Here is a 20,816-nt window from a genome sequence, read left to right as displayed (position 1 = left end):
ATTACTCCTTCTTATCTGTGATTTTCTCGATTTCATTTAGATAAGCATTTAAAACAATATTCCTATCAAACTCTTTTTCAGCTTTTTTTCTACTGTATCGTCCCATCAATAGCTTTTCATCACTTGAAATGTTTATAAATTTATCCAAACACTTTACTAATGACTCTTCATCCGCTACTTTACATAAGTATCCATTCTTATTTTCTTCTACATTATCTCTACAGCCATAGATATCACATGTTATAAGAGGACGTCCAATAGCCGCTCCCTCTTGTAATACTGTTCCTCTACCTTCACCATATGAAGGTAGTACGATACAAGTTGATTTCGACATTATCTCTGGGATATCATTTCGCTTACCTAGGTAATGAATTATCCCTTCTTTCTCATAGTCATTTAGCATCTGAACATACTTTTCTTCGTCAACAAATCCGACAACTTCAAAATGTGTATTTGGATATTTGGTCTTGATTCTCTTTGCTGCAGATAAAAATTCTTCAATACCTTTATCTTTTAACACTCTCCCAACAAGTGTAAAAGTAATATCATTATTTAATTCAAGTTCTTGGTATTTAAATTTCTCTAAATTAACTCCTGAACCTGGAACCATAAATGTCCTTTGTACCGAATCAATTATTCCAATTCTCTTATAGAACTCTTTATTATCATCATTTAAAAAGAAAATTGCTTCTGAGTTTTTAAAAGCTATTTTATTTAAAAATGCAGCTATTTTTTTCTGCCACATATCTTGAATATAGACTGATCCTAATCCAGTTACCGTATGTATAGCTTTTGCCCTGCAAATTCTTGCTGCCAAGCCACCATACGTATTTGGTTTTATTGTATAAGTTAATAAAACATCAGGTTTTACATTTTTAATAATCCTTAAATATTGAAATAACAACTTTAGATCATTAAGAGGGTTAGTTTTTCTTCTTTCTAGAGGTGTATCAATAATCTCACATCCCATATCCGAAAAATATGAGACATCATCACTATATGGTAATGCTAGAGTTACTTTATAACCGGAATCTAAGAGCTTTTCTATCAATTCTCGTCTGAAAGCATATATAGTAATAAAGTGATTGGCTAAAACAAGAACTTTTTTCATTATTCCCCTCTTTTCTTCAAATACTGTTTAACTTCAATCTGTATACCATCTTCAAAGCTCATCGGTTTATAATTAAAATCACTTTTTGCCTCTTCGTGAGAATAACTTCTATCCTCAGCCATCCTCTGAACTTTCTCCACATAATCAACTCTTCCTAAAGAAAACACCTTAACTACTCTTGCTAAAAATACTCCGAACCCAATAGGAACGCTAACAAAAATTGTTTTCTTATTAAGGTTATCTCTTATCAACTTAAAAACTTCTATCATCTGCAGAGGTTTTTCACCGGATAAGTCATATGCTTTACCTGATGTTTTATCAGAAGACATCAGTACTGTATAAAATGCCTTCCCTAGGTCTCTTGCATTCACTGGTTGAATCAAGCTTTTTCCACCATTGATAACTGGCATTATTCTAAATTTATCTATCATCTTAATGAACTTACTCATATTGCTATCGCAAAGGTCTCCATAGATCATCGTTGGTCTTAAAATCGTAACCTTTGTTGAGCAGTCCAGATTTGATGTCATCTCTGAAACTTTGCTTTCAATATCCCTGTAACCTTGTGATGCATATTTGAAGTTTGAATAGATACCAGTTGTATGTACTAAAATTGCTCTCTTTACATTGTCCTCAATTGCTACTTGTAGAATTGTAGGTGAATGATGAATGTTATAGATATGCATGATAGTATCAATACCTTCCATGGCATTCTCTATGAAGGTTTTATCATTAAGGTCTCCAACAACCTTCTCAATATTTAATCCACTGTTATCCAGTAATGAGGTGTTAGATGTTTCTCTAACAATGCAGCGGATAGGTCCTTCATATTTATTATTTATAAGCTCTTGTAAAAAATATCTTCCTGTGTGTCCTGTAATCCCCGTAACTAGTAGCATCTCCTCACCTCTATTGTCCTATGGATTTCTCTGTTTCTTGTTTAACACCAGTCCCACCTTCAACAACCCCATCACTTTTAAGTACAGACACGATTGTTCCAAAAAAACATTTAACATCCATCATAAGCCCCATCCTATCAACATACTCTCCATCCAACTCAGCCTTAACCTCAATAGGAAGCTCGTCCCTACCATTAATCTGTGCCCAACCAGTAAGTCCTGGCGGTATGTCATTTGCTCCGTACTTATCTCTTTCCTCAATAAGATCATACTGATTCCACAACGCTGGTCTTGGCCCAATAATGCTCATCTCTCCCACGAAGATGTTCCAAATCTGAGGCAATTCATCTAATGAAGTCTTTCTTAAGAACTTACCAACCTTTGTAATCCATTGCTCAGGATTCTCTAAAAGATGTGTTGGCGTATCTTTCGGTGTATCAATCCGCATGGTGCGGAATTTTAAAATATTGAAGTGACGCTTATGTATTCCTACTCTTTTCTGTTTAAAGAGGACTGGACCTTTTGAGTCAATCTTAATGGCAATTATAAGAATTAAAAATATAGGAGATAATATAATGAGTCCAAGTAACGACAATATGATATCCATAAGTCTCTTAATTTTTAAATATATCATGATAGTTAATCCCCTTTAACATTTTATCTTTACTTCATAATGTCTGCGCATTAGCATTCAATCATTTAAAGTAAAACGTAGAATGTTGAAAAGTTAGAAAAAGCTTTAAACCCTTTTCTTCTCCAACTTTTCAACTTTCTCCTCACTCATCTCCTCACCCCACACACCGATACTCCGGCACCACTTTCCTAACAATCCCATCCGCCAACGCACTATCTTCACTTGCTAGAACGGTTCTCAGGATCATCAATTCCCTCTGCAGCTTCTTAAAGTCGGAAACGATGGGTTTTCCTACAAAGATTTTTTCGTGTTTTGTTCCCTGTAGGCCCTCCTCCTTCAGCAGGAGTTCTTCGTATAGTTTTTCCCCTGGTCTTAGACCAGTGAATTCTATTTTGATATCTGTATCTGGTTCAAAGCCAGATAAGCGTATGAGATCTCTTGCAAGGTCTGCGATCTTTACTGGATCTCCCATGTCCAGTACAAAGATTTCTCCTCCTTGGGCCATAGCACCAGCCTGGATCACCAGCTGAACGGCTTCCGGTATGGTCATAAAGTATCGGATGATATCAGGATGGGTGACAGTGACAGGCCCACCTTCGGCGATTTGCTTTTTAAAGTGAGGGATCACACTGCCATTACTGCCTAATACATTGCCGAACCTTACTGCTACAAACTCTGTTTCACTCTGATGGTTCATGGCTTGGATTGTCATCTCTGCTACCCGTTTGGTTGCTCCCATAATATTTGTGGGATTCACCGCCTTATCGGTGGAGATAAGGACAAAGCGTTTTGCCCCATACTGATGAGCACATTCTGCTACATTCATGGTACCAAAGATGTTGTTCTTGATGGCCTCCATAGGATTGTTCTCCATCAAAGGTACATGTTTATGGGCAGCAGCATGAAAGATAACCTTGGGTTGATGTTTTTCAAAGATCTGTTCTATTCTTTTTTTATCTCTTATAGAGGCGATAATCACCTCTAGGTTTATCTTCTTATGTTTTCTTAAAAGCTCCTGTTGAATTTCGTAAGCGTTGTTTTCATAAATATCTAAGATAATTAACTCCCTGGGATCAAATCTTGCAATCTGCCGGCAAAGTTCTGAACCGATGGAACCTCCTCCGCCAGTTACTAAGATAACTTCATTATGTAAATAATCGCTGATTTCCTCTAGATTTACCTTTACAGCCTCTCTGCCCAATAGGTCCTCAATCTGTACATCTCTTATTTTTTTAATATCCACTTTGCCGTCTAATATCTCGTAAACCCCTGGGAGAATCTTTAGATCACATTTTGTTTTTGTGCATATATCTACGATTTTTCTTATCTCCGTCTTTGTGGCAGAAGGCATCGCTATAATGATTTCCTGTATTTTTTCTTCCTTTACCACTTTTTCAATATCTCCCCTGTTTCCTAGAATAGAAACCCCATGAATTTTTCTTCTATATTTTACAGCGTCGTCATCGATCACCGCTACAGGTGTTTTACAGATTTGAGGATTGTCATAAATTTCTTTAATCACCAAGGAACCAGCTGTTCCTCCCCCTATGATTAATACCCTCTTATTCTGCATACTGCAGCCTAGAGATATCCTCTTGACTCTTCGCAAAAACCGATAAGCAAATCGGCTTCCTCCTACTGAAGCTGTCAGTAGAAGCATCGCTATTGGATACATACTGCGAGGAAAATTAATCCTCAGCAAATGAAAATAAACTATAAATAAAATACTACTGCCTACAAAAGAAGCAGCCACAATCGATATGAGTTCATCGATGCTGGCATAGCGCCATACACTGTTATATAAATTGCTCATATAAAATACCATCAGCATAATAACTGTTGTTAAAACCGCTGTGGTATAATAATTTTGCAGCTGAAGTTGAGGTATCGTAAAATCAAATCTCAACCACAATGCAGCTAGTATTGAACTATTGATCAAAAAGACATCCATGATCGCTAAGCAAATTCTTCTATGCTTTATATTAAATCCACTTTGGCTATTCGATACTTGCTGTGCTCTTAAATCTTTTATCATGTTTACCCCCCTTTTTTATAGAACTTTCATCCTATAAATAACCCGACTCTATACCTATTGACGATAAGTAATATATTTCTACATTTATCAAAATATTCCTCCCAGTTTTGCCAAGTTTTTAAAAGGTATAATTTTACATATATTTAGAAAATTCTTATAGATAAGAAGTAGGACCTACCCCAGGTCCTACTTTTGATAAGCTTTTTTGTACCGATGAAAGAACCATCGATAGATATAATAAAACATGCCTTTTTTTTCTCTGTAGGCTTTTGGTTGTGTTATGATGATCTCTTGTCCCTTGATGATTTTTTCGTTATTCTCCAGCAGCATATCCGTCTTATCCTTCCCGATCCATCCCTCCATGATGTGCAGCGCCTTCTTTATTTTAGGCGCCCTTCCTCTAGGGGAATGGGCATCTGTTCCTATACAGTGAATCATACCGTGTTTCAAGAGGATTTTTGCTGTCTCCTGTATCTCTTTTCCTAAAGCTCCGGTAATACTCATGGTATTTATCTGAGCATAGTTCCCCTGTTCTATCCATTCCTTAAGGAGGTTAGGGTTTTCTATGATTTTGCCATACCTCTCTGGATGAGCAATGATGGGCTTATATCCTAATAATCTCATTTCGTATAGTACATCCTCTGTGTAGTTAGGTATATCCGCCATAGGCAGCTCTAATAAAACATAAGGCCCCTTATTGATAGATAAAATTTCCTGATTTTTTAATCGCTGTGGTAGGTCCAAACTCAGATAAGCTTCGTTTCCTGACAATATCTCTAAGGCCAAGCCTTTTTCCTTTAAAAAAGCATTGATCTCTTCAATCTTCATAAGTAAGGTTTTAGCATCTGTTGTAAATACTTCGGGAATATAGTGCGGGGTTGCCACCATTTGGGTGATTCCTTCCTTCACAGCAATTTCCGCCATTTTTAAAGCTTCCTCCAGGTTTTTCGCTCCGTCATCTATTTCTGGTAGTATGTGGCTATGTAAATCAACCATGTTGCTTCATCCTTTTGTTTTTCTTATTTTTTACAGGTTCTTCTTCTCCATAATAGGAGGAGTAATAGTAATAGGAATAATAGGAAGAACCCTTTTTCCCTATAGGAATCTTGTTTAGCACAACACCGATGATATTGGCATTTACATTATCCAGCAGTTCCTTTGCCCTCTGTGCCCCCTGTATTGCTACTTCCCCAGCAGCGCAGACTAAAATCACACCATCCACCGCGGTAGATAATAGGGCGGCATCCGTGACAATAGCAGCAGGGGGAGTGTCGATTAATATGTAGTCATAATCCTCCCTTAAGGAGTGAATAAAGTTTTTCATTTTTTGAGAGGCTAAAAGTTCCGATGGATTGGGTGGGATAGCGCCAGAAGGTAAGACCTCTAAGCCCTCCACCTCCGTTTTTAATAAAAATTCTTTATAGTTTAAATCCTTTACTAGTATATTGGTGACACCCTCACTATTGCTTAATTGAAAGGCTTTATGAACAGCAGGCTTTCTTAAGTCTGCATCCATGACTAAAACCTTTGCCCCCAATTGTGCCATGGTTACTGCAAGATTAGCAGTAGTAGTGGTTTTTCCTTCCCCCGGCCCTGAGCTGGTGACCATTAAAACCTTTATGGGGTTGTCCAAACTAGCAAATTGTATATTTGTCCGCAAGGTTCTATATGCTTCTGATATAGGAGATTTAGGATTGCTATGGGTAATAATCTTTCTCTCTTTCATAATATGCTAGTTCCTCCTCTAGTCCTCTTCCCTCATGGCGGGTATTGCTCCTATGATATTTAGGTTTAAGTGTCTTTGTATATCTTCAGGAGTTTTAATCGTATTATCTAAGTATTCCATTAAAAACACTAAAAACAAGCTAAACATCAAACCCAGTACCCCGGCAATCGCTATGTTTAGTTGTTTTCTTGGCTTGATAGGCGACATTGGTACTACTGCTGCATCCAACACTTGTACGTTGTCTACCCTCATAATCTGCATAACGTATTTTTTGAAGGTTTTTGACAAGTTGTTAGCGATATCTGCTGCCAACTGAGGATCTGTATCTGTTACCTTGATGGTAATAAACTCTGTATCCCTTACCAGGTCTACAGTAGTTTTACTTGTAAGCTGCTCTGGTGTCAGGTCTAAGTTCATTTCCCGTATTACTTCTTGAGACACACTTCTGCTCTTAACAATCTCTCCATAGGTTTTTGCTAGGCGCAGGTTTAAATTCAAATCTTGAAGCTGCAACTGCCCTAGCTCTGATTCACTTTGAGGTTTCCCTACCATGATGGTGGTAGAAGCTTGATAGATGGGATCTAAAACATAATAGCTTATGACACCACTGGTCAACATAGCTAATACAGTGATAATGACAATAAGCCAAAAACGTTTTTGAATAATATGAATATATTCCCTTAAGTCCAGTTCCAACTCCATTTCTTGGTCCTTCATATTCTGCTTCATCCTTTCGCTCTTTCACTTTTGCATTCCTTAAATATTTTCTACATAAGTAGGGAATTTCCTCTTTTTTATTATAAAATTTTCAAAGAACATTTTTCCATTTGTATCCAATTTGTTTTTTCTACGCCACGGGCTGTAATCTCTTTAACGAGGCAGTTATACAGTGATTTGCTTTTGCATTTGTCTGTATCGATCTTCATTGCCTTTTGTGCCACAATAGAATGCTATAGGGATGATTCCAGTTCCAAAGGAAAGCAGGACAATAATGGTCATAATAATGGCTTTGTCAATAATCCCTTGCTTGTAATACCAAAACATATTGAAGATACATGCATACCAGTTCCAGCCAGTTTTTTTAAACTTTTTTCTTTGTACCATAATTTCATCTCCTCTCATTCATCTTTTTTTGCAAAACAAAAACCACCAATTCATTCAATTAATTGCCGGCCGGGTGCACCACTGGCTCAAAATTCTCAAGGTGCCCACATGAAGAGAATTTTTCATTGCCTCCAACTTTATTAAGTTTTTCTTATGAAATTACCCTATTACATCAGATTAGTTTTGCCCTGGTTTTAAGAACCACGAGACTTACTTCCCCTTCTTTTGATATAAACATAAAAAAACCACCAATTAACTGAATTAATTGCTGGTCGGGTGCACCACTGGCTCAAAATTCTCAAGGTGCCCACATGAAGAGAATTTTTCATTGCCTCCAACGCTATCGCTTTTAATTTGTCTTGCTTAACATTATTTAACCATATTATACCATCATCATTTTATTTTTGCTATAAAAATCATATGCTTTTTTTTATCTTTTTTCGACATTTTTAGACATTTGTTATTTTGCAAAAAAAAATACCGTTGATTACGGTATTTATCCTATTGATTTTCAGCAATCATAGCAAAACTCAAATTTGCAGAACAAGCTAATTCTTCTCCTACATAGGCTTTTCCTTCTGCTTTAACGATGCCTCTTCTAAAAGCTGTAATATTCACTTCCAGCCTTAAAACATCCCCTGGTACTACTTGCCTTCTAATTTTACAGTTATCTATCCCGGTAAAAACCCCTATTTTCCCCTGGTTTTCCTCTAAACCGCCACAGATGATACCTGCCACCTGAGCTAAAGCCTCCACCATCAATACCCCCGGCATGAGAGGCATCTGAGGAAAGTGCCCTTGGAAAAAGGGTTCGTTCATGGTGACGTTTTTTATGCCTACGGCTGATTTCCCCTCTTCTATTTCTATAATCTTATCTACTAATAAAAAAGGATATCGGTGAGGAATCCTTTTTTGGATTTCTGTGATATTTAATTCCATATGTTTCCTCCTTTCTACGCCACGGGGACGGTTCCACGCTACATAGTATATGAAATCTAAGCAAAAAATATTTTTCAAAATCTACTCAGGGGAGGTTTTGATATTTCTAGATAGCTGTTGATAGAGTTGCTTGGCAAGACCAATTCCTTCACCTCTTGCCATCTCCTTGGCGATCTCTTCATCCTGCATTCCTTCGTAAATTTCTCGTCCATAGCTTTTTTCTATAAAGCTATCCTCCGTGACAGTTCTTCTCATCTGTTGCATCATCATATTCAAGAAGATAGCTTCAAATTCTTTGCATGCCTCCATGAGTTTTTTAGGATCTTCTGTAAGGTTTTTATTTTCAATTTTTTGAGGGTTAGTGATTTGCAGCATGTGATCATTGATCTTCATAAAAGTTTTCCTCCCTAAAAGGCCCTTTCTCTACTATCGCTTAAGATTATTTGCCATACTCAACATATCGTCTGAGGTTTGTATTGCCTTAGAGTTGATTTCATAAGCTCTTTGCGCAGTAATCATTCGTACCATTTCATCGACAATCTGAACATTTGAGGTTTCAAGGTAACCTTGTCTGATGGTGCTGGTTCGATTTTCATCCTCCATAGGGATTTCTTCGCCTGATGCAACAGTAGCTTTATATAGGTTTTTTCCTACAGCCTCTAAGCCTTCAGGGTTTAGAAACTTCACCAGTTTAATGGTAGTGATTTCTTCGATCTCTCCATCTTCATTTTCTCCAGTAATTAATCCTGTTTCAGAAATATTAATATTGCTGATTCCCTCCATAAAGACAATCTCATCATCAAATTCTGATAATACGGTATAGCCATCGGCAGTAACCAATCGTGTTTCATCAAAATCTACGCTAAGCTTAAAATTACCATCTCTTGTGTAGCGCAATTCTCCTGTAGGAGTTTCTACAACAAAAAATCCTTCTCCTTCTATCGCTAAGTCAAATGGATTTGCTGTAGCTTCTAAATTACCAGTGGTAAAGACTCTGGAGGTTGCCATCGGCATAACCCCATGCCCAACCTGTAGATTCACTGGGCTACCTACACCTTCATTTAAGTCACTTTTTCTTATGGTGGCATACAATAGATCTTTAAACTCTACCTTTTGTCTTTTGTAGCCGGTGGTATTCACATTTGCCAGGTTGTTGGCAATTGTATCTACGCTTAATTGCTGTGATTTCATACCTGAAGCCGCTGTCCATAAAGCACGCACTTATACATCCCTCCTAGTCTTATCCTCTAAACTCTTCCTATCTCATTTGCCGCCTTTTGTAAAATTTCATCATAGGCCTGTACTACTTTTTGGTTGGACTCATAAAGTCTTAATACCGTAATCATGTTCACCATCTCTGCCACAGGATTAATATTAGAAGCCTCTAAATAACCTTGCAGGATTCTTCCTTCAAAAGGCTCCGCCTCCACTTCTGCTGCTACTGTATAATAGCCTTCTCCATATTTTCTTAATGCATTTACATTGGTAATGTTGACGGTCTCGATCATATCAATCACTTGATCATTTAAAATAACCGCCCCATCTTCTCCTATTCTGAAGTCTTTTATATCAAAGTCCTCCGCTAGAAGAATCGAACCAAATTGTCCCATGAGATAGTAGCCTTCTTTTGTGATGATTTCTCCATTATTATTTAAGCTGAAGTTACCATTTCGGGTATACATTTCCCCCATAGGCGTGTTCACTTTAAAAAAACCGTTGCCTTCTATGGCCAGATCCAGAGAATTACCCGTCTCCTCCATAGCCCCCTGCGTAAAATAGGTTTGAATCTTCTCCATCCTCAGACCGCTGTTGATGGTTCCTATTGTATTGAAGCCAGGTCGAGTAACTAGGTTGGCCACCACCTGTCCATTGGTTACGACTTGTCCCTGTTGGCTAATTTCTATGTCATTTCCCTCCACCAAAATTCTATTGCCTCCGGCATCTAATATGTAATTGCCCTCTGTCGTATCTATTTTCCCATGAACGTCCCTGGTAAAGGTTTTTAAATAACCCTCTTCATCTACTGCAAAGCTAGTAAAGGAGCTGTGACTCGTTCCTAAAGGACCCTCCGCCATAAAGTAGCCCCCCTCTGTAGACAAAAGAAAACCTTCTCCATCCTTCTCTACCTCTACCTGCAGTGTCCTTATATAAGGTTCTGCCGGTAAGTCTCCATTGATTTTCTTTATCAACACTTCTGGAAAGGATTCTGAGATTAAAACATCCTTTTTAAACCCGGTAGTATTGACATTGGCCATATTATTAGAAGCTACGTCTAATTTTTTTTGTGTTGTTTGCATGGCTGATACAGCTGTATAAAGTCCTCTTAGCATATTCCTTCACTCCACTTTTTAAGGTCATATCCTACTTCTGTATTTATCGGCTATCTTTGATGAAATCTTTAGGTTTTCTTCAGTTTTTATCTTCTAGATCTTTTCATCCTCATATCACCTTCTAGGATTTGCAAGGAATCCAGTGCTTGTCCTGTTCCCTTTGCCACGCAGGAAATAGCATCCTCCGCCACCCTTACAGCAATCCCTGTTCGATCTGAGATGAGTTTATCGAAGCCCCACAACAGAGCCCCACCACCAGTCATCACAATTCCCTGGTCTGCAATATCTGAAGCCAGCTCCGGTGGTGTTTTTTCTAAAACGGAATGGACAGTATCAGCGATAGCCATAACACTTTCCTCCAACGCCTCTGCCATTTCGTGGCTGCCTACTTCTATATTCACAGGTAAACCAGAGACAAGATTTCTTCCTCTTACATTCATCTTGATCTCTTCATCCCTTTTGTTAGCTCCTCCGATGTTGATTTTCATCTCTTCTGCTGTTCTCTCACCAATCATAATATTGTGTTTCTTTCTCATATAGCGAATAATTGCTTCGTCGAATTTGTCGCCGGCTACTTTGATGGAATTGCTGACAACAATCCCTCCAAGAGAAATTACAGCAACATCTGTGGTCCCCCCACCAATATCTACAATCATATGCCCATTGGCTTGGGCAATGTCCAAACCTGCCCCTATAGCAGCTGCAATGGGTTCCTCAATAAGGTAGGTTGCTCTCGCACCAGCTTCATTTGTGGCATCAATAACTGCTCTTTTTTCTACTTCTGTTACGCCGCTAGGGACGCATACAATGATTTTTGGTTTAAATATCCATTTTTTTCCCACTGTTTTATTTATAAAGTATTTCAACATTTTTTCTGTAACGTTGTAATCAGAAATAACACCGTCCTTTAGGGGCCGTATAGCTACGATATTTCCTGGTGTTCTTCCTAACATTTTTCTAGCATCTTGTCCTACTGCTAAGATACTATTTGTATTTTTATCAATAGCTACCACCGATGGTTCTTGCAAAACAATACCTCTACCCTTTACAAAAACCAGTACGCTGGCGGTTCCCAAGTCAATGCCTATATCTGAACTGAATCCGAACATTTTTCCCCCACCTTCACTTTTTGTTTTAGTTATGATACTCAACTTTATTAGTTCTATAAGGGTTTAGAAAAACCCTTTTTTATTTTTGACTTTTTTCCCTATTTTTTTCTTTATTCACAATTCACACAAAAAATCTCCTGTGATCACAGGAGACTTTAACCTTTGGCTTCAGCAGTTCTATCGCCCTTATATTTTATCTTTGTGGCTCTACCGCCCCTTATATGTCGTTCGGCTTTGTTTACTTCAAGTATATTTTTTACTTGATTTGCCACTAGAGGGTTTATCTTCGGAAGTCTTTCTGTAACATCTTTATGGACAGTACTTTTACTAACTCCAAATACACGAGCGGTTTGTCTAACGGTAGATTCTTCTTCGATGATGTAACGAGCTATTTCTATTACTCGTTTTTCTATATAGTCCTTCAACTTTGTGACCCCCCTCTGCTTTGCGTCTTATTTTATAATATGAGGGAAAGTGAAGGTTTAGAATTGCTATTTTATCAATATTTAAAAGGAGCAAAGAATTTTTGCTCCTCATCGAAAATTAGTTCATTTTTGGTAAATAACTTTGGGGATCTACTGCTCTACCATCTTCTAGTACTTGGAAATGTAACAAAGGACCTTCTGCCGTCTTTAAAGCAGCAGTTCTGCCTACGCCGCTAATGACCTGCCCTTTTGTCACCGTCTGTCCTACCTTCACCATAGCATCTGTGGATAGATTACTATATCTGGTAAGCAAATCTTCATCATGTAAAAGGGTAATGGTGATACCCATAATCGTATCATTGAGGACTTCTACAACTTCCCCATCTAGCACAGCTCTTACAGGGGCTCCCTCCTCTGCATGGATATCTATGCCATCATGGGTACTCCAGTGGGCTAAAGTTTCATGATATACCAAATGATCCATCGCATAAGGCAAGCCTAACTTGCCGATTACTGGTTGAATCATAATCGTAGAAGTTGACGCAGGATTTGGTTTGACTTCCTCTGGTTTTGCTTCTTCTGGCTTTACTTCTTGTGATTTTGGTTCCTCTACCTTTATCTCTTTTACCCTTGCTTCTTCTGGTTCTGCCTCATTTTCTTTCTGTGGCATCTTCTTAGGACTTTCCTTTAATTCTGCTTCCTCATTAGGTTTTTGTTGTAGTGCTGTTTCTTGAACATCTTCATCAGCTTCTGTATCATCCTCTACCAAGGTTACTTCTACCCTATTAAAATCTTCTTCTAAATTCTCCGGTGTCTTCTCTGCAAGAAAATCATTTTCCTGTCTTGATACCCAAACTGCTGTTACTAAAACTAGTGAAACGCACAGTAACAAGATAAGGTAAAACCCTTGCTTGTCTAAAAACTTATCAAGGGATTTTTTTTCTTTTTTTCCATTGTTATTATTATTATTTTGAAAAGACATACAATTCCACCTCCACCTGTAATTATCGCCTGTTTGTAGCAATTTATACATACAGTTGGGGATGGAATTGTAATTTTTTTGTGCTATAACATCGCTACGCCACGGGGACAGTTCCATCGTTTTCCCTTCGGTCCTTCGCTACGCTTCGGAAACGCTCGAACCGTCCCCATGACTTCGCTATGCCTCAAAACCCTCGAACTGTCCCCATGACTTCGCTAACCATGCCCATGTCGCTATGTTACTGATAGCTGGTGAGTTTGCTTAGAGTGACCCCTTGATAATAGTGTTTTAGTATTTCCTTGTAGGTTTTGCCTTCTTCCGCCATGCCATTTGCTCCCCACTGGCTCATACCTACTCCGTGACCATAACCCCTTGTGGTAAAGGTAATATGATTTCTATCAACATCTACGGAAAAATCCGCTGATCTCAAATCAAACAACTGTCGTATTTCAGACCCTGTGAAGATTTTGTTACCGATTTGGATGGTTTTTATGCTTCCACCCTGGTTTCTTTCTAAAATCTTTATTTGAGAAGCAATATTGTTTGTATTGATCTGAATATCCCTATCTTTGCTCTTCATACTATTTATAAAGGCATCTATAGAGACCTCTTTTTGATCCACCAATACGGGGGATCTCTCTTCATAAGGGCTGGAAACACTCCTTAAATAGGGCAATGCTGAGGCAAATACATCTTCAGAGTTCTCTGTTTTTCCTCCACTGGTGGAGTGATACAGGGGCTCAATAGGCTGCATGTTATAGGTCATGATAACGCCTGCTGTGGAGAAAACCGCCTCTTGTATTTTAGGCAGATACTCATTTTTCCACTTTCTACCGTGTCGATTTGTCAGTTCTTCCATCGACAACCATTCCTGACAGTGGGCATGACTGGTACAAATACTGGCTCCCGGATGGGAGGGATGTCCCTCTTCTCCGTAAATGCTTTGGCGCCAAATAGCATAGGTTCTAGCCGCCACCGCTTGCGCCTTCAATGCCTCCAGTTCAAAGCTACCTGGCATTTCTGCTGCCACCACCTGTGTAATGTATTCTTCTAAATATAGCTCCATGATTTCCTTTGTCTCATGGTTATAAACATGGATTTTCATATCGGATTCTCGTATTTCTTCTACAATAGGGGTTTTCCTCAAAGGCACCTCCATATCGCAGCTATTTAAAATAAACATCGGTAAAAAAAGGGTGGTGGCTAAAAACATGATACAGGCAAAAAAAATACCCTTCATTCGGCATTTCCCCTTATTGTAAGTTTGATCATCCTTCAATGATCTTTATCATCAATAAGGTATATGCTGAAAATGAAGGTTTTAGAACTACTTTGTCTCTTCTTCTACTCTATATACATTGGCGCCTAAGCCTCTGAATTTTTTTTCTACATCCACATAACCCCGTTGGATATGTTCAATGTTGGTGATTTCGGTTCTTCCTTCTGATACTAAACCAGCTAAAATCAAAGCTGCTCCTGCCCTAAGGTCTGTGGCCTTCACCGGCGCTCCGGTTAAAACTTTTTGCCCTTCTATAATGGCGCTGCGACCCTCTATTTTTACGTCAGCACCCATTCGTTTTAGTTCACTGACATGCATGAATCGATTTTCAAATACTGTTTCAATAATAACACTGGTGCCCTCCGCTACACTTAACAATGCCATAAACTGTGCCTGCATATCTGTAGGAAAGCCTGGATAAGGCAATGTCTTGATATCTACTGGTTTCAATCGTTTAGGACCGATCACTCTTAAACCATTTCCCTCTTCATAAATCTCTACATCGCTTTCTCTTAATTTGGCAATAATCGGTTTTAAATGATCCGCCTCTGCATTATCCACAAGGACATTTCCTCCCGTCATCGCTGCTGCCACCATATAGGTCCCAGCTTCAATTCTGTCAGGGATGACAGTGTGGGTGGTGCCGGTTAATTTTTCTACCCCTGTGATCTTTATGGTATCAGTGCCTGCACCTTTGATTTGAGCGCCCATTTTGTTCAAAAAGTTTGCAAGATCCGTTATTTCTGGCTCTTCTGCAGCATTTTCAATAATGGTTTGTCCTTCAGCCAAAACTGCTGCCATCATAATGTTTTCTGTAGCGCCTACACTAGGAAAATCCAAATAAATTTTGTTGCCTATTAATTTGTCTGCCTTTGCTTCCACAAAGCCATGACCTAGTGTAATTGTAGCTCCTAACGCTTTGAAACCCTTTAAGTGCAAGTCAATGGGTCTGGTTCCAATAGCACAACCTCCTGGCATAGAAATCCTTGCCTTACCCATTCGGGCCAAAAGCGGTCCCATTACAAGGAAGGAAGCCCTCATTTTTCTAATCAGCTCATAAGGGGCTTCGAAATCATCAATTTTATGGGCTCTTATTTCGATTTGTTCTCTATTTAATCTTTTTATATCAGCCCCCAAGGTAGCTAATACTTCACAAATAACGTCTACATCTCTTAAAGGAGGTACATCCTCTAATAAACATTTTTCTGTAGCCAGCAACGATGCTGCTAAAATAGGTAGTACAGAATTTTTTGCTCCACTGACTCGGACTGTACCTTTTAATGGTTGACTTTTTTCAACGACTATTTTTGCCAATTTTACTCCTCACTTTCCATAGCTGCCAAAATACAATTTGGTTAGTAGGTCAGGGTAATCAAAGGATTCGCAACATATAAATAAGTTTTTCCTTCGTAATCGTTGTATCGCATTGCTAAATGAAGGTTTACCATTTTGTCGCCGTACTGTATTGTTTGCGGGATCAGGGGGGTGTATATCGTAGTACTTATATAGGATTCCTCTATAACTTCTTCAACTTTTCTACCCTTTACGGAATGGATCATGGCATCTATTTTGCTTTTTCCTTCTATCTTCGACAACTTTTTATCATAGGTTCCCACAAAATTCATGGTAGTTTCTATTGTTTCCCCATATTTTCGTAGTATTGCTTGACTTTGATTACTTTTCTCCACTATATCTTTATACCTTTTATTTTGTATGATGTCAATAATAATATACGAGGATTTTTCTTCAGAAGCCTTTGTCGAGTAAATTTTAAATGTAATCATATCTCCCTCTTCATTTCTAGTAGCGCCAATCATTTCATTAACCTCAGCATCCAGTTGTTGATATATAAATAGGCTGTTGGTCCCAGCAGGCTGGTCATCAGAAAGCAGTTGATCTCCCTGTGGTAGAAGTTCTTCTGTTTTTTCTTGAAGTGCTAACGCCTTTTTTAGCTCTTCTTTGATCCTCATGACTTCTTCTTCTGTCCAAAATGTATCTAGTACTTCTAAAGTTGTAGTGACATTGGATTCTATAATATCTGCACCAGTATTCTTAATAAATGTTATGATGACATCCTCAGAAGGTGCATGTTTTTTTTCTGTCGCTGTAAAAGCAGAGGCTATATAAAAAAAGCTTAGAAAAAACGTAAGGATAAGTGCTGTTTTATAAAATTTTTTCATAGGTTTCTTTCCCTTCTAAAAATTCATAAGAAAAGAGAAGAGATGTAAGTATGTAAGTATGATGTTAAAGGGGGACGAAAAACATCTTTACTACAACTTTATCTCTTCCCTTTGTAGTTTCATTATTGACAGAAAAAAAAGGGGATATACAGTTTTTCTATATTTTTTCTTTACATAAGGGGCCCGCCATCCTCCTGCCAGCCACAAGCACCGCAGTAAAGGCCGATCACCTTATCTACAAAAGAAAGCTTTTTAAATTCCTTTGCTGCCTCTGGAGACAAGCGTTGTAGCTCTTCATAACATTTACTGCATAGTTCCTTATGTTTAACATGATGAAACTTTTCTGGCAGTTCTTTAATTTCTGGCGTGACGTCCTCTCTATCTACGGCACTACGACTTGCCAACACCACCCCCATCGCTTCTTCATGCTCTGTAGCCACAGATTTGTATTCTTTGTTCATTTCCTTTGCTATCTTCATATATTTAGCAGTAGTTTCTATAGGCATATTATTATTGACAATCAACATTTCTGCCATAGGATCCCTTAAGCCTTCTTTGACGGTATTGAGGGCCTCCATTTTTTGTGCTTGCTGCATGGTTAAACCTAAAACAACTCTTTCCCTGAATTCTCCTAACCATTTTCTTTTTTCTTTGATTTTAATTTCTGGCACACCATTTAAAGCATATTCTATGGTTCTTTCTAATTCATTTTTTTCTGACATACTTTTTCACATCCTATTCGCTTCATTTAATTGGGTTTGTAAAGCTATATAAAATAGTATATAATAAAATTTATGGAATTATGTAGACCCCGATTGAATGGAGGTTTTTACTGTGAAAATCATGACAAAAGCAGACGTTGTATTGATTATTATGGTTTTTATATTAAGCATCGTTTCTATTTTCACCATACCAAAGCTTTTGACCTCTGGTGAAAACGGAAAAATGATTGTTGTTTATTTAGACGGAGAAGTGATTCATCGCTTTCCCTTAGAGGAACATGAGGAATCGGAATTTATTGAGTTTCCTTTTACAGTAAATAATGTAGAATATACCGGTAGGCTGGAAACAAAGGATGGTTATGTAAGACTTCATAGATTACCAGATGAGATTTCTCCACTATCGATTCATGCAGATATGGGTTGGATTCGAGAACCTTATCAAATGATTGTTAGTCTTCCCATCAAAATGTATATTGCTATTGAAGAAACAGAAGAAGAGGAACTACCTTTTGATATCATTGTACAGTAAAAAAACAAAGCAGGAAAATCCCTGCTTTGTTTTTATCTACTTTTTGAACTTTGTACCACTTCTAGTCTATTGATGGCTTTTCTTAAAGCAATTTCTGCTCTTACAAGGTCGATATTTTCACGACTGTCTCCCAATCGTTTTTCAGCCCTTTGTTTCGCTTCTTCTGCCCTTCTTACATCAATTTCCTCCGGCCATTCTGCTGCATCCACAATGATGGTGGTTTTGCCTTGTTCTATCTTTACAAAACCAGCAGCAATAGCAGCCTCCTTGGTGTTACCGTCTACTTTTATTTTCATCTTCCCGATTTTTATAGGTGCCACCATAGAAATATGATCATTCATAATTCCTAGATCTCCTTCAGAGGTTCGTACCACTGTCATTTCTACTTCATCGTTGTAGAAGGTTCTATCGGGGGTCACGATATCTAGATGAAACTTGGAAGCCATTTTATCACCTACTTCCCTTATTCGCTTCTTTTTGCGTTCTCTCTTGCTTCCTCTATGGTTCCTACAAATAGAAAAGCTGATTCTGGTAAGTCATCATGCTTACCTTCCAAAATTTCTTTAAATCCTCTGATGCTTTCTTTAATTGGAACATACTTTCCAGCCATTCCTGTAAACTGTTCTGCAACATGGAAAGGCTGTGATAGGAAACGCTGAATTTTTCTGGCACGAGCAACTGTAAGTTTATCCTCATCAGAAAGCTCATCCATACCAAGGATTGCAATAATATCTTGAAGTTCTTTATATCTTTGTAATACTGCCTGTACCCCACGGGCAACCTCGTAATGTTCTTGTCCTACAACAGCAGGGTCAAGGATTCTTGAGTTGGAGTCCAATGGATCCACCGCTGGATAGATACCCAACTCAGAAATCTGTCGAGAAAGTACGGTTGTTGCATCCAAGTGGGCAAAGGTTGTAGCTGGAGCAGGGTCTGTTAAGTCATCGGCAGGTACATATACTGCTTGTACCGAGGTAATAGATCCCTTCTTTGTAGAAGTAATACGTTCCTGTAATGCTCCCATCTCCGTTGCCAGTGTAGGCTGATAACCAACGGCACTTGGCATACGACCCAACAGCGCTGAAACCTCACTACCGGCTTGTGTAAATCGGAAGATATTGTCTATAAATAAAAGTACGTCTTGGCCTTCTTGATCTCTGAAGTATTCTGCCATAGTAAGTCCTGTAAGTCCAACCCTCATTCTAGCTCCTGGCGGTTCATTCATCTGACCATATACAAGTGTTGTCTTATCAATAACGCCAGATTCAATCATTTCATGATAAAGGTCGTTTCCTTCTCTTGTTCTCTCACCAACCCCTGCAAATACAGAAAGTCCACCGTGTTCTTTTGCGATGTTGTTGATTAATTCCATAATCAATACTGTTTTACCAACCCCAGCACCGCCAAAAAGACCGATTTTTCCACCCTTTGCATAAGGAGCGATTAAGTCAACAACCTTGATTCCTGTTTCAAGAATCTCAGTTGATGCTTCCTGCTCTTCAAAACTAGGAGCCGCACGGTGAATTGGAGAATGGAACTTAGATTTCACATCTTCCTTTTCATCCACTACTTCTCCCAATACATTAAATATTCTACCTAATGTTGCCTTTCCTACCGGCACAGTAATTGGAGCCCCTGTATCTGTCGCATCCATACCTCTTACCAATCCTTCAGTAGAACTCATGGCAACGCATCTTACAGTATCATCCCCAATATGTTGTGCTACTTCTACTGTAACCTTGTGGTCTTTACCCTCTATTACAATAGCGTTCAATAGGGCCGGTAGGTTGTCACTGCTGAATTTTATATCTACAACTGGTCCAATGATTTGTACCAATTTACCTACATTTGCTTCAGGCATTCTGTTACCTCCCTGTCATAAGAAATTAAATACTACCCTTCTTCTATTCGATCCTGCATCTTTTCTTTATTTTAGTGCCTCTGCTCCCCCAACAATTTCTGCAATTTCTTGTGTGATGGAGGCTTGTCTTGCACGGTTGTATTGTAGTTGTAAATCTCCAATCATTTCCGTAGCATTATCCGTAGCACTTTCCATCGCTACCCTTCTAGCGCCCTGCTCACTGGTAGCAGACTCCACCAAAGCACCATAAATCATACTCTCGATATACTTAGGAATTAAGTAGCTCAGTACTGCCTCAGGAGATGGTTCATAAGACATGAACTCTTCATCCTCTTTAGGCTTGACATTTTTAGCACTTTCTTCTGATAATTCTATAGGCAGAAGCTTTGTGACTTTTGGCTTTTGATTAATCGTACTTAAAAACTCCGTGTATACTAAGTACACTTCATCTACCAATTCCTGTTTATATAGCTCTGTGGCTAGATTTCCTATACTTTGAGCATCTGCAAAGGTAGGACTCTCTGAGATATGGGTAAATTCTCCGTCTAAGTCATATCCACGCTTCTTGAAGAAGTCTCTCCCTTTTTGGCCGATGACAATAACAGATGTCTTACCTTTTGTCTCCATATGATTTACTGTGGTTTTGATAACATTTGTATTGTATCCACCACACAAGCCTCTATCGGCAGTGATGACGATATAACCTGTCTTTTTCACTTCTCTTTGCTTCAAAAACGCATGTTGTATTCCTTTTGTGGAGGAGATAATTTCTTCAACCGTTCTTCCTATGGTACTAAAGTAAGGTTTTGTTTTTTCTAAACCCTCTCTAGCTTTTCTTAACTTTGCCGAAGAAACTAGTTCCATCGCCTTTGTAATCTGCTTTGTACTGTTAACACTTTTAATACGTCTTTTAATATCCCGCATTCCTAGTCCAGCCAATGTATCACCTCC

Annotated in this window: 23 protein-coding genes and 2 riboswitches; of the genes, 1 reads left to right on the top strand and 22 read right to left on the bottom strand. The window is 38.5% G+C overall.

Features of this window, described 5'->3' with window-relative positions; genetic code table 11:
• Position 1: 1 nt before the first annotated feature.
• From BJL90_RS06670 to BJL90_RS06580, 19 genes are all read right to left on the bottom strand, one after another.
• On the bottom strand, positions 2–1,111 hold the full coding sequence (locus tag BJL90_RS06670; protein ID WP_070965633.1) for a glycosyltransferase family 4 protein: 1,110 nt from the start codon (positions 1,109–1,111) through the stop codon (positions 2–4).
• The gene (locus BJL90_RS21390) at positions 1,111–2,010 is read right to left on the bottom strand and encodes an SDR family oxidoreductase (protein WP_081561876.1); all 900 of its coding nucleotides are present in this window, start codon (positions 2,008–2,010) and stop codon (positions 1,111–1,113) included. The genes BJL90_RS06670 and BJL90_RS21390 overlap by 1 nt, the downstream gene beginning before the upstream one ends.
• A gap of 10 nt (positions 2,011–2,020) precedes the next feature.
• Positions 2,021–2,617, bottom strand: coding sequence for a sugar transferase (locus BJL90_RS06660; protein WP_472235280.1), 597 nt, complete (start codon positions 2,615–2,617; stop codon positions 2,021–2,023).
• Between the two features lie 181 nt (positions 2,618–2,798).
• Entirely contained in the window at positions 2,799–4,679 is a 1,881-nt protein-coding gene (locus BJL90_RS06655) for a polysaccharide biosynthesis protein (protein ID WP_205684279.1), read from the bottom strand.
• A 186-nt stretch (positions 4,680–4,865) separates the two neighbouring features.
• The gene (locus BJL90_RS06650; RefSeq protein WP_070965627.1) at positions 4,866–5,675 is read right to left on the bottom strand and encodes a tyrosine-protein phosphatase; all 810 of its coding nucleotides are present in this window, start codon (positions 5,673–5,675) and stop codon (positions 4,866–4,868) included.
• A complete protein-coding gene (locus BJL90_RS06645) occupies positions 5,668–6,405 on the bottom strand; it encodes a CpsD/CapB family tyrosine-protein kinase (protein WP_070965624.1) in 738 nt (245 codons plus the stop codon). The genes BJL90_RS06650 and BJL90_RS06645 overlap by 8 nt, the downstream gene beginning before the upstream one ends.
• Before the next feature lie 18 nt (positions 6,406–6,423).
• Entirely contained in the window at positions 6,424–7,122 is a 699-nt protein-coding gene (locus BJL90_RS06640) for a YveK family protein (protein WP_205684278.1), read from the bottom strand.
• A 165-nt stretch (positions 7,123–7,287) separates the two neighbouring features.
• Positions 7,288–7,509: a hypothetical protein gene (locus tag BJL90_RS06635; protein WP_070965623.1), complete on the bottom strand. Its 222-nt coding sequence runs from the start codon at positions 7,507–7,509 to the stop codon at positions 7,288–7,290.
• Between the two features lie 58 nt (positions 7,510–7,567).
• Positions 7,568–7,651, bottom strand: a riboswitch (cyclic di-GMP riboswitch).
• Positions 7,652–7,770: 119 nt separating this feature from the next.
• A riboswitch (cyclic di-GMP riboswitch) is annotated at positions 7,771–7,854 on the bottom strand.
• A gap of 156 nt (positions 7,855–8,010) precedes the next feature.
• Positions 8,011–8,448 carry a 3-hydroxyacyl-ACP dehydratase FabZ gene (fabZ, locus tag BJL90_RS06630; RefSeq protein ID WP_070965620.1) on the bottom strand — a complete coding sequence of 146 codons (438 nt, stop codon included), beginning with the start codon at positions 8,446–8,448 and terminating at the stop codon, positions 8,011–8,013.
• 81 nt (positions 8,449–8,529) lie between these two features.
• On the bottom strand, positions 8,530–8,841 hold the full coding sequence (locus BJL90_RS06625; RefSeq protein ID WP_070965617.1) for a rod-binding protein: 312 nt from the start codon (positions 8,839–8,841) through the stop codon (positions 8,530–8,532).
• Positions 8,842–8,874: 33 nt separating this feature from the next.
• On the bottom strand, positions 8,875–9,669 hold the full coding sequence (gene flgG, locus BJL90_RS06620; RefSeq protein WP_081561875.1) for a flagellar basal-body rod protein FlgG: 795 nt from the start codon (positions 9,667–9,669) through the stop codon (positions 8,875–8,877).
• A gap of 26 nt (positions 9,670–9,695) precedes the next feature.
• Complete coding sequence (locus tag BJL90_RS06615) at positions 9,696–10,778, bottom strand: flagellar hook-basal body protein (RefSeq protein WP_070965614.1); 1,083 nt, start codon at positions 10,776–10,778, stop codon at positions 9,696–9,698.
• A gap of 86 nt (positions 10,779–10,864) precedes the next feature.
• The gene (gene mreB, locus BJL90_RS06610) at positions 10,865–11,887 is read right to left on the bottom strand and encodes a rod shape-determining protein (RefSeq protein ID WP_070965611.1); all 1,023 of its coding nucleotides are present in this window, start codon (positions 11,885–11,887) and stop codon (positions 10,865–10,867) included.
• Between the two features lie 155 nt (positions 11,888–12,042).
• Positions 12,043–12,312, bottom strand: coding sequence for a sporulation transcriptional regulator SpoIIID (gene spoIIID / locus BJL90_RS06605; RefSeq protein WP_070965608.1), 270 nt, complete (start codon positions 12,310–12,312; stop codon positions 12,043–12,045).
• A gap of 118 nt (positions 12,313–12,430) precedes the next feature.
• Complete coding sequence (locus BJL90_RS06600; RefSeq protein WP_070965605.1) at positions 12,431–13,294, bottom strand: M23 family metallopeptidase; 864 nt, start codon at positions 13,292–13,294, stop codon at positions 12,431–12,433.
• Between the two features lie 238 nt (positions 13,295–13,532).
• Positions 13,533–14,534, bottom strand: a complete 1,002-nt coding sequence (gene spoIID / locus BJL90_RS06595; RefSeq protein WP_070965602.1) for a stage II sporulation protein D — start codon at positions 14,532–14,534, stop codon at positions 13,533–13,535.
• Positions 14,535–14,621: 87 nt separating this feature from the next.
• Positions 14,622–15,887 carry a UDP-N-acetylglucosamine 1-carboxyvinyltransferase gene (gene murA, locus BJL90_RS06590; RefSeq protein ID WP_070965598.1) on the bottom strand — a complete coding sequence of 422 codons (1,266 nt, stop codon included), beginning with the start codon at positions 15,885–15,887 and terminating at the stop codon, positions 14,622–14,624.
• Positions 15,888–15,928: 41 nt separating this feature from the next.
• On the bottom strand, positions 15,929–16,753 hold the full coding sequence (locus tag BJL90_RS06585; protein ID WP_070965595.1) for a YwmB family TATA-box binding protein: 825 nt from the start codon (positions 16,751–16,753) through the stop codon (positions 15,929–15,931).
• 170 nt (positions 16,754–16,923) lie between these two features.
• Positions 16,924–17,475, bottom strand: coding sequence for a YueI family protein (locus tag BJL90_RS06580; RefSeq protein ID WP_070965592.1), 552 nt, complete (start codon positions 17,473–17,475; stop codon positions 16,924–16,926).
• 121 nt (positions 17,476–17,596) lie between these two features.
• On the opposite strand from BJL90_RS06580, the gene BJL90_RS06575 reads away from it, so the two are divergent.
• Positions 17,597–18,004 (top strand): NusG domain II-containing protein, encoded by a 408-nt coding sequence (locus tag BJL90_RS06575; RefSeq protein WP_236905074.1) that lies wholly within the window; start codon positions 17,597–17,599, stop codon positions 18,002–18,004.
• A gap of 32 nt (positions 18,005–18,036) precedes the next feature.
• Here the strand turns inward: BJL90_RS06575 and BJL90_RS06570 are convergent, their stop codons facing one another.
• The 3 genes from BJL90_RS06570 to atpG form a co-directional block, all read right to left on the bottom strand.
• A complete protein-coding gene (locus tag BJL90_RS06570) occupies positions 18,037–18,450 on the bottom strand; it encodes a F0F1 ATP synthase subunit epsilon (RefSeq protein ID WP_070965589.1) in 414 nt (137 codons plus the stop codon).
• A 17-nt stretch (positions 18,451–18,467) separates the two neighbouring features.
• Positions 18,468–19,865: a F0F1 ATP synthase subunit beta gene (gene atpD, locus BJL90_RS06565; protein WP_070965587.1), complete on the bottom strand. Its 1,398-nt coding sequence runs from the start codon at positions 19,863–19,865 to the stop codon at positions 18,468–18,470.
• A gap of 66 nt (positions 19,866–19,931) precedes the next feature.
• Entirely contained in the window at positions 19,932–20,804 is an 873-nt protein-coding gene (gene atpG / locus BJL90_RS06560; protein ID WP_070965585.1) for an ATP synthase F1 subunit gamma, read from the bottom strand.
• Positions 20,805–20,816 lie beyond the last annotated feature (12 nt).

Source organism: Clostridium formicaceticum (assembly GCF_001854185.1).
Taxonomy (GTDB): domain Bacteria; phylum Bacillota; class Clostridia; order Peptostreptococcales; family Natronincolaceae; genus Andreesenella; species Andreesenella formicacetica.
This window is presented reverse-complemented; position numbering and strand designations above follow the sequence as displayed.

Excerpts from the sequence above, each read along its gene's own strand:
- BJL90_RS21390 (WP_081561876.1), bottom strand. The coding sequence starts at position 2,010 with ATGCTACTAGTTACGGGGATTACAGGACACACAGGAAGATATTTTTTA.
- BJL90_RS06670 (WP_070965633.1), bottom strand. The coding sequence starts at position 1,111 with ATGAAAAAAGTTCTTGTTTTAGCCAATCACTTTATTACTATATATGCT.
- BJL90_RS06625 (WP_070965617.1), bottom strand. The coding sequence starts at position 8,841 with ATGAAGATCAATGATCACATGCTGCAAATCACTAACCCTCAAAAAATT.
- BJL90_RS06650 (WP_070965627.1), bottom strand. The coding sequence starts at position 5,675 with ATGGTTGATTTACATAGCCACATACTACCAGAAATAGATGACGGAGCG.
- BJL90_RS06585 (WP_070965595.1), bottom strand. The coding sequence starts at position 16,753 with ATGAAAAAATTTTATAAAACAGCACTTATCCTTACGTTTTTTCTAAGC.
- spoIID (WP_070965602.1), bottom strand. The coding sequence starts at position 14,534 with ATGAAGGGTATTTTTTTTGCCTGTATCATGTTTTTAGCCACCACCCTT.
- BJL90_RS06580 (WP_070965592.1), bottom strand. The coding sequence starts at position 17,475 with ATGTCAGAAAAAAATGAATTAGAAAGAACCATAGAATATGCTTTAAAT.
- BJL90_RS06570 (WP_070965589.1), bottom strand. The coding sequence starts at position 18,450 with ATGGCTTCCAAGTTTCATCTAGATATCGTGACCCCCGATAGAACCTTC.
- atpD (WP_070965587.1), bottom strand. The coding sequence starts at position 19,865 with ATGCCTGAAGCAAATGTAGGTAAATTGGTACAAATCATTGGACCAGTT.
- BJL90_RS06655 (WP_205684279.1), bottom strand. The coding sequence starts at position 4,679 with ATGATAAAAGATTTAAGAGCACAGCAAGTATCGAATAGCCAAAGTGGA.
- BJL90_RS06615 (WP_070965614.1), bottom strand. The coding sequence starts at position 10,778 with ATGCTAAGAGGACTTTATACAGCTGTATCAGCCATGCAAACAACACAA.
- BJL90_RS06660 (WP_472235280.1), bottom strand. The coding sequence starts at position 2,617 with ATGGATATCATATTGTCGTTACTTGGACTCATTATATTATCTCCTATA.
- BJL90_RS06640 (WP_205684278.1), bottom strand. The coding sequence starts at position 7,122 with ATGAAGGACCAAGAAATGGAGTTGGAACTGGACTTAAGGGAATATATT.
- BJL90_RS06600 (WP_070965605.1), bottom strand. The coding sequence starts at position 13,294 with ATGTCTTTTCAAAATAATAATAATAACAATGGAAAAAAAGAAAAAAAA.
- BJL90_RS06575 (WP_236905074.1), top strand. The coding sequence starts at position 17,597 with ATGACAAAAGCAGACGTTGTATTGATTATTATGGTTTTTATATTAAGC.
- fabZ (WP_070965620.1), bottom strand. The coding sequence starts at position 8,448 with ATGGAATTAAATATCACAGAAATCCAAAAAAGGATTCCTCACCGATAT.
- BJL90_RS06645 (WP_070965624.1), bottom strand. The coding sequence starts at position 6,405 with ATGAAAGAGAGAAAGATTATTACCCATAGCAATCCTAAATCTCCTATA.
- BJL90_RS06635 (WP_070965623.1), bottom strand. The coding sequence starts at position 7,509 with ATGGTACAAAGAAAAAAGTTTAAAAAAACTGGCTGGAACTGGTATGCA.
- mreB (WP_070965611.1), bottom strand. The coding sequence starts at position 11,887 with ATGTTCGGATTCAGTTCAGATATAGGCATTGACTTGGGAACCGCCAGC.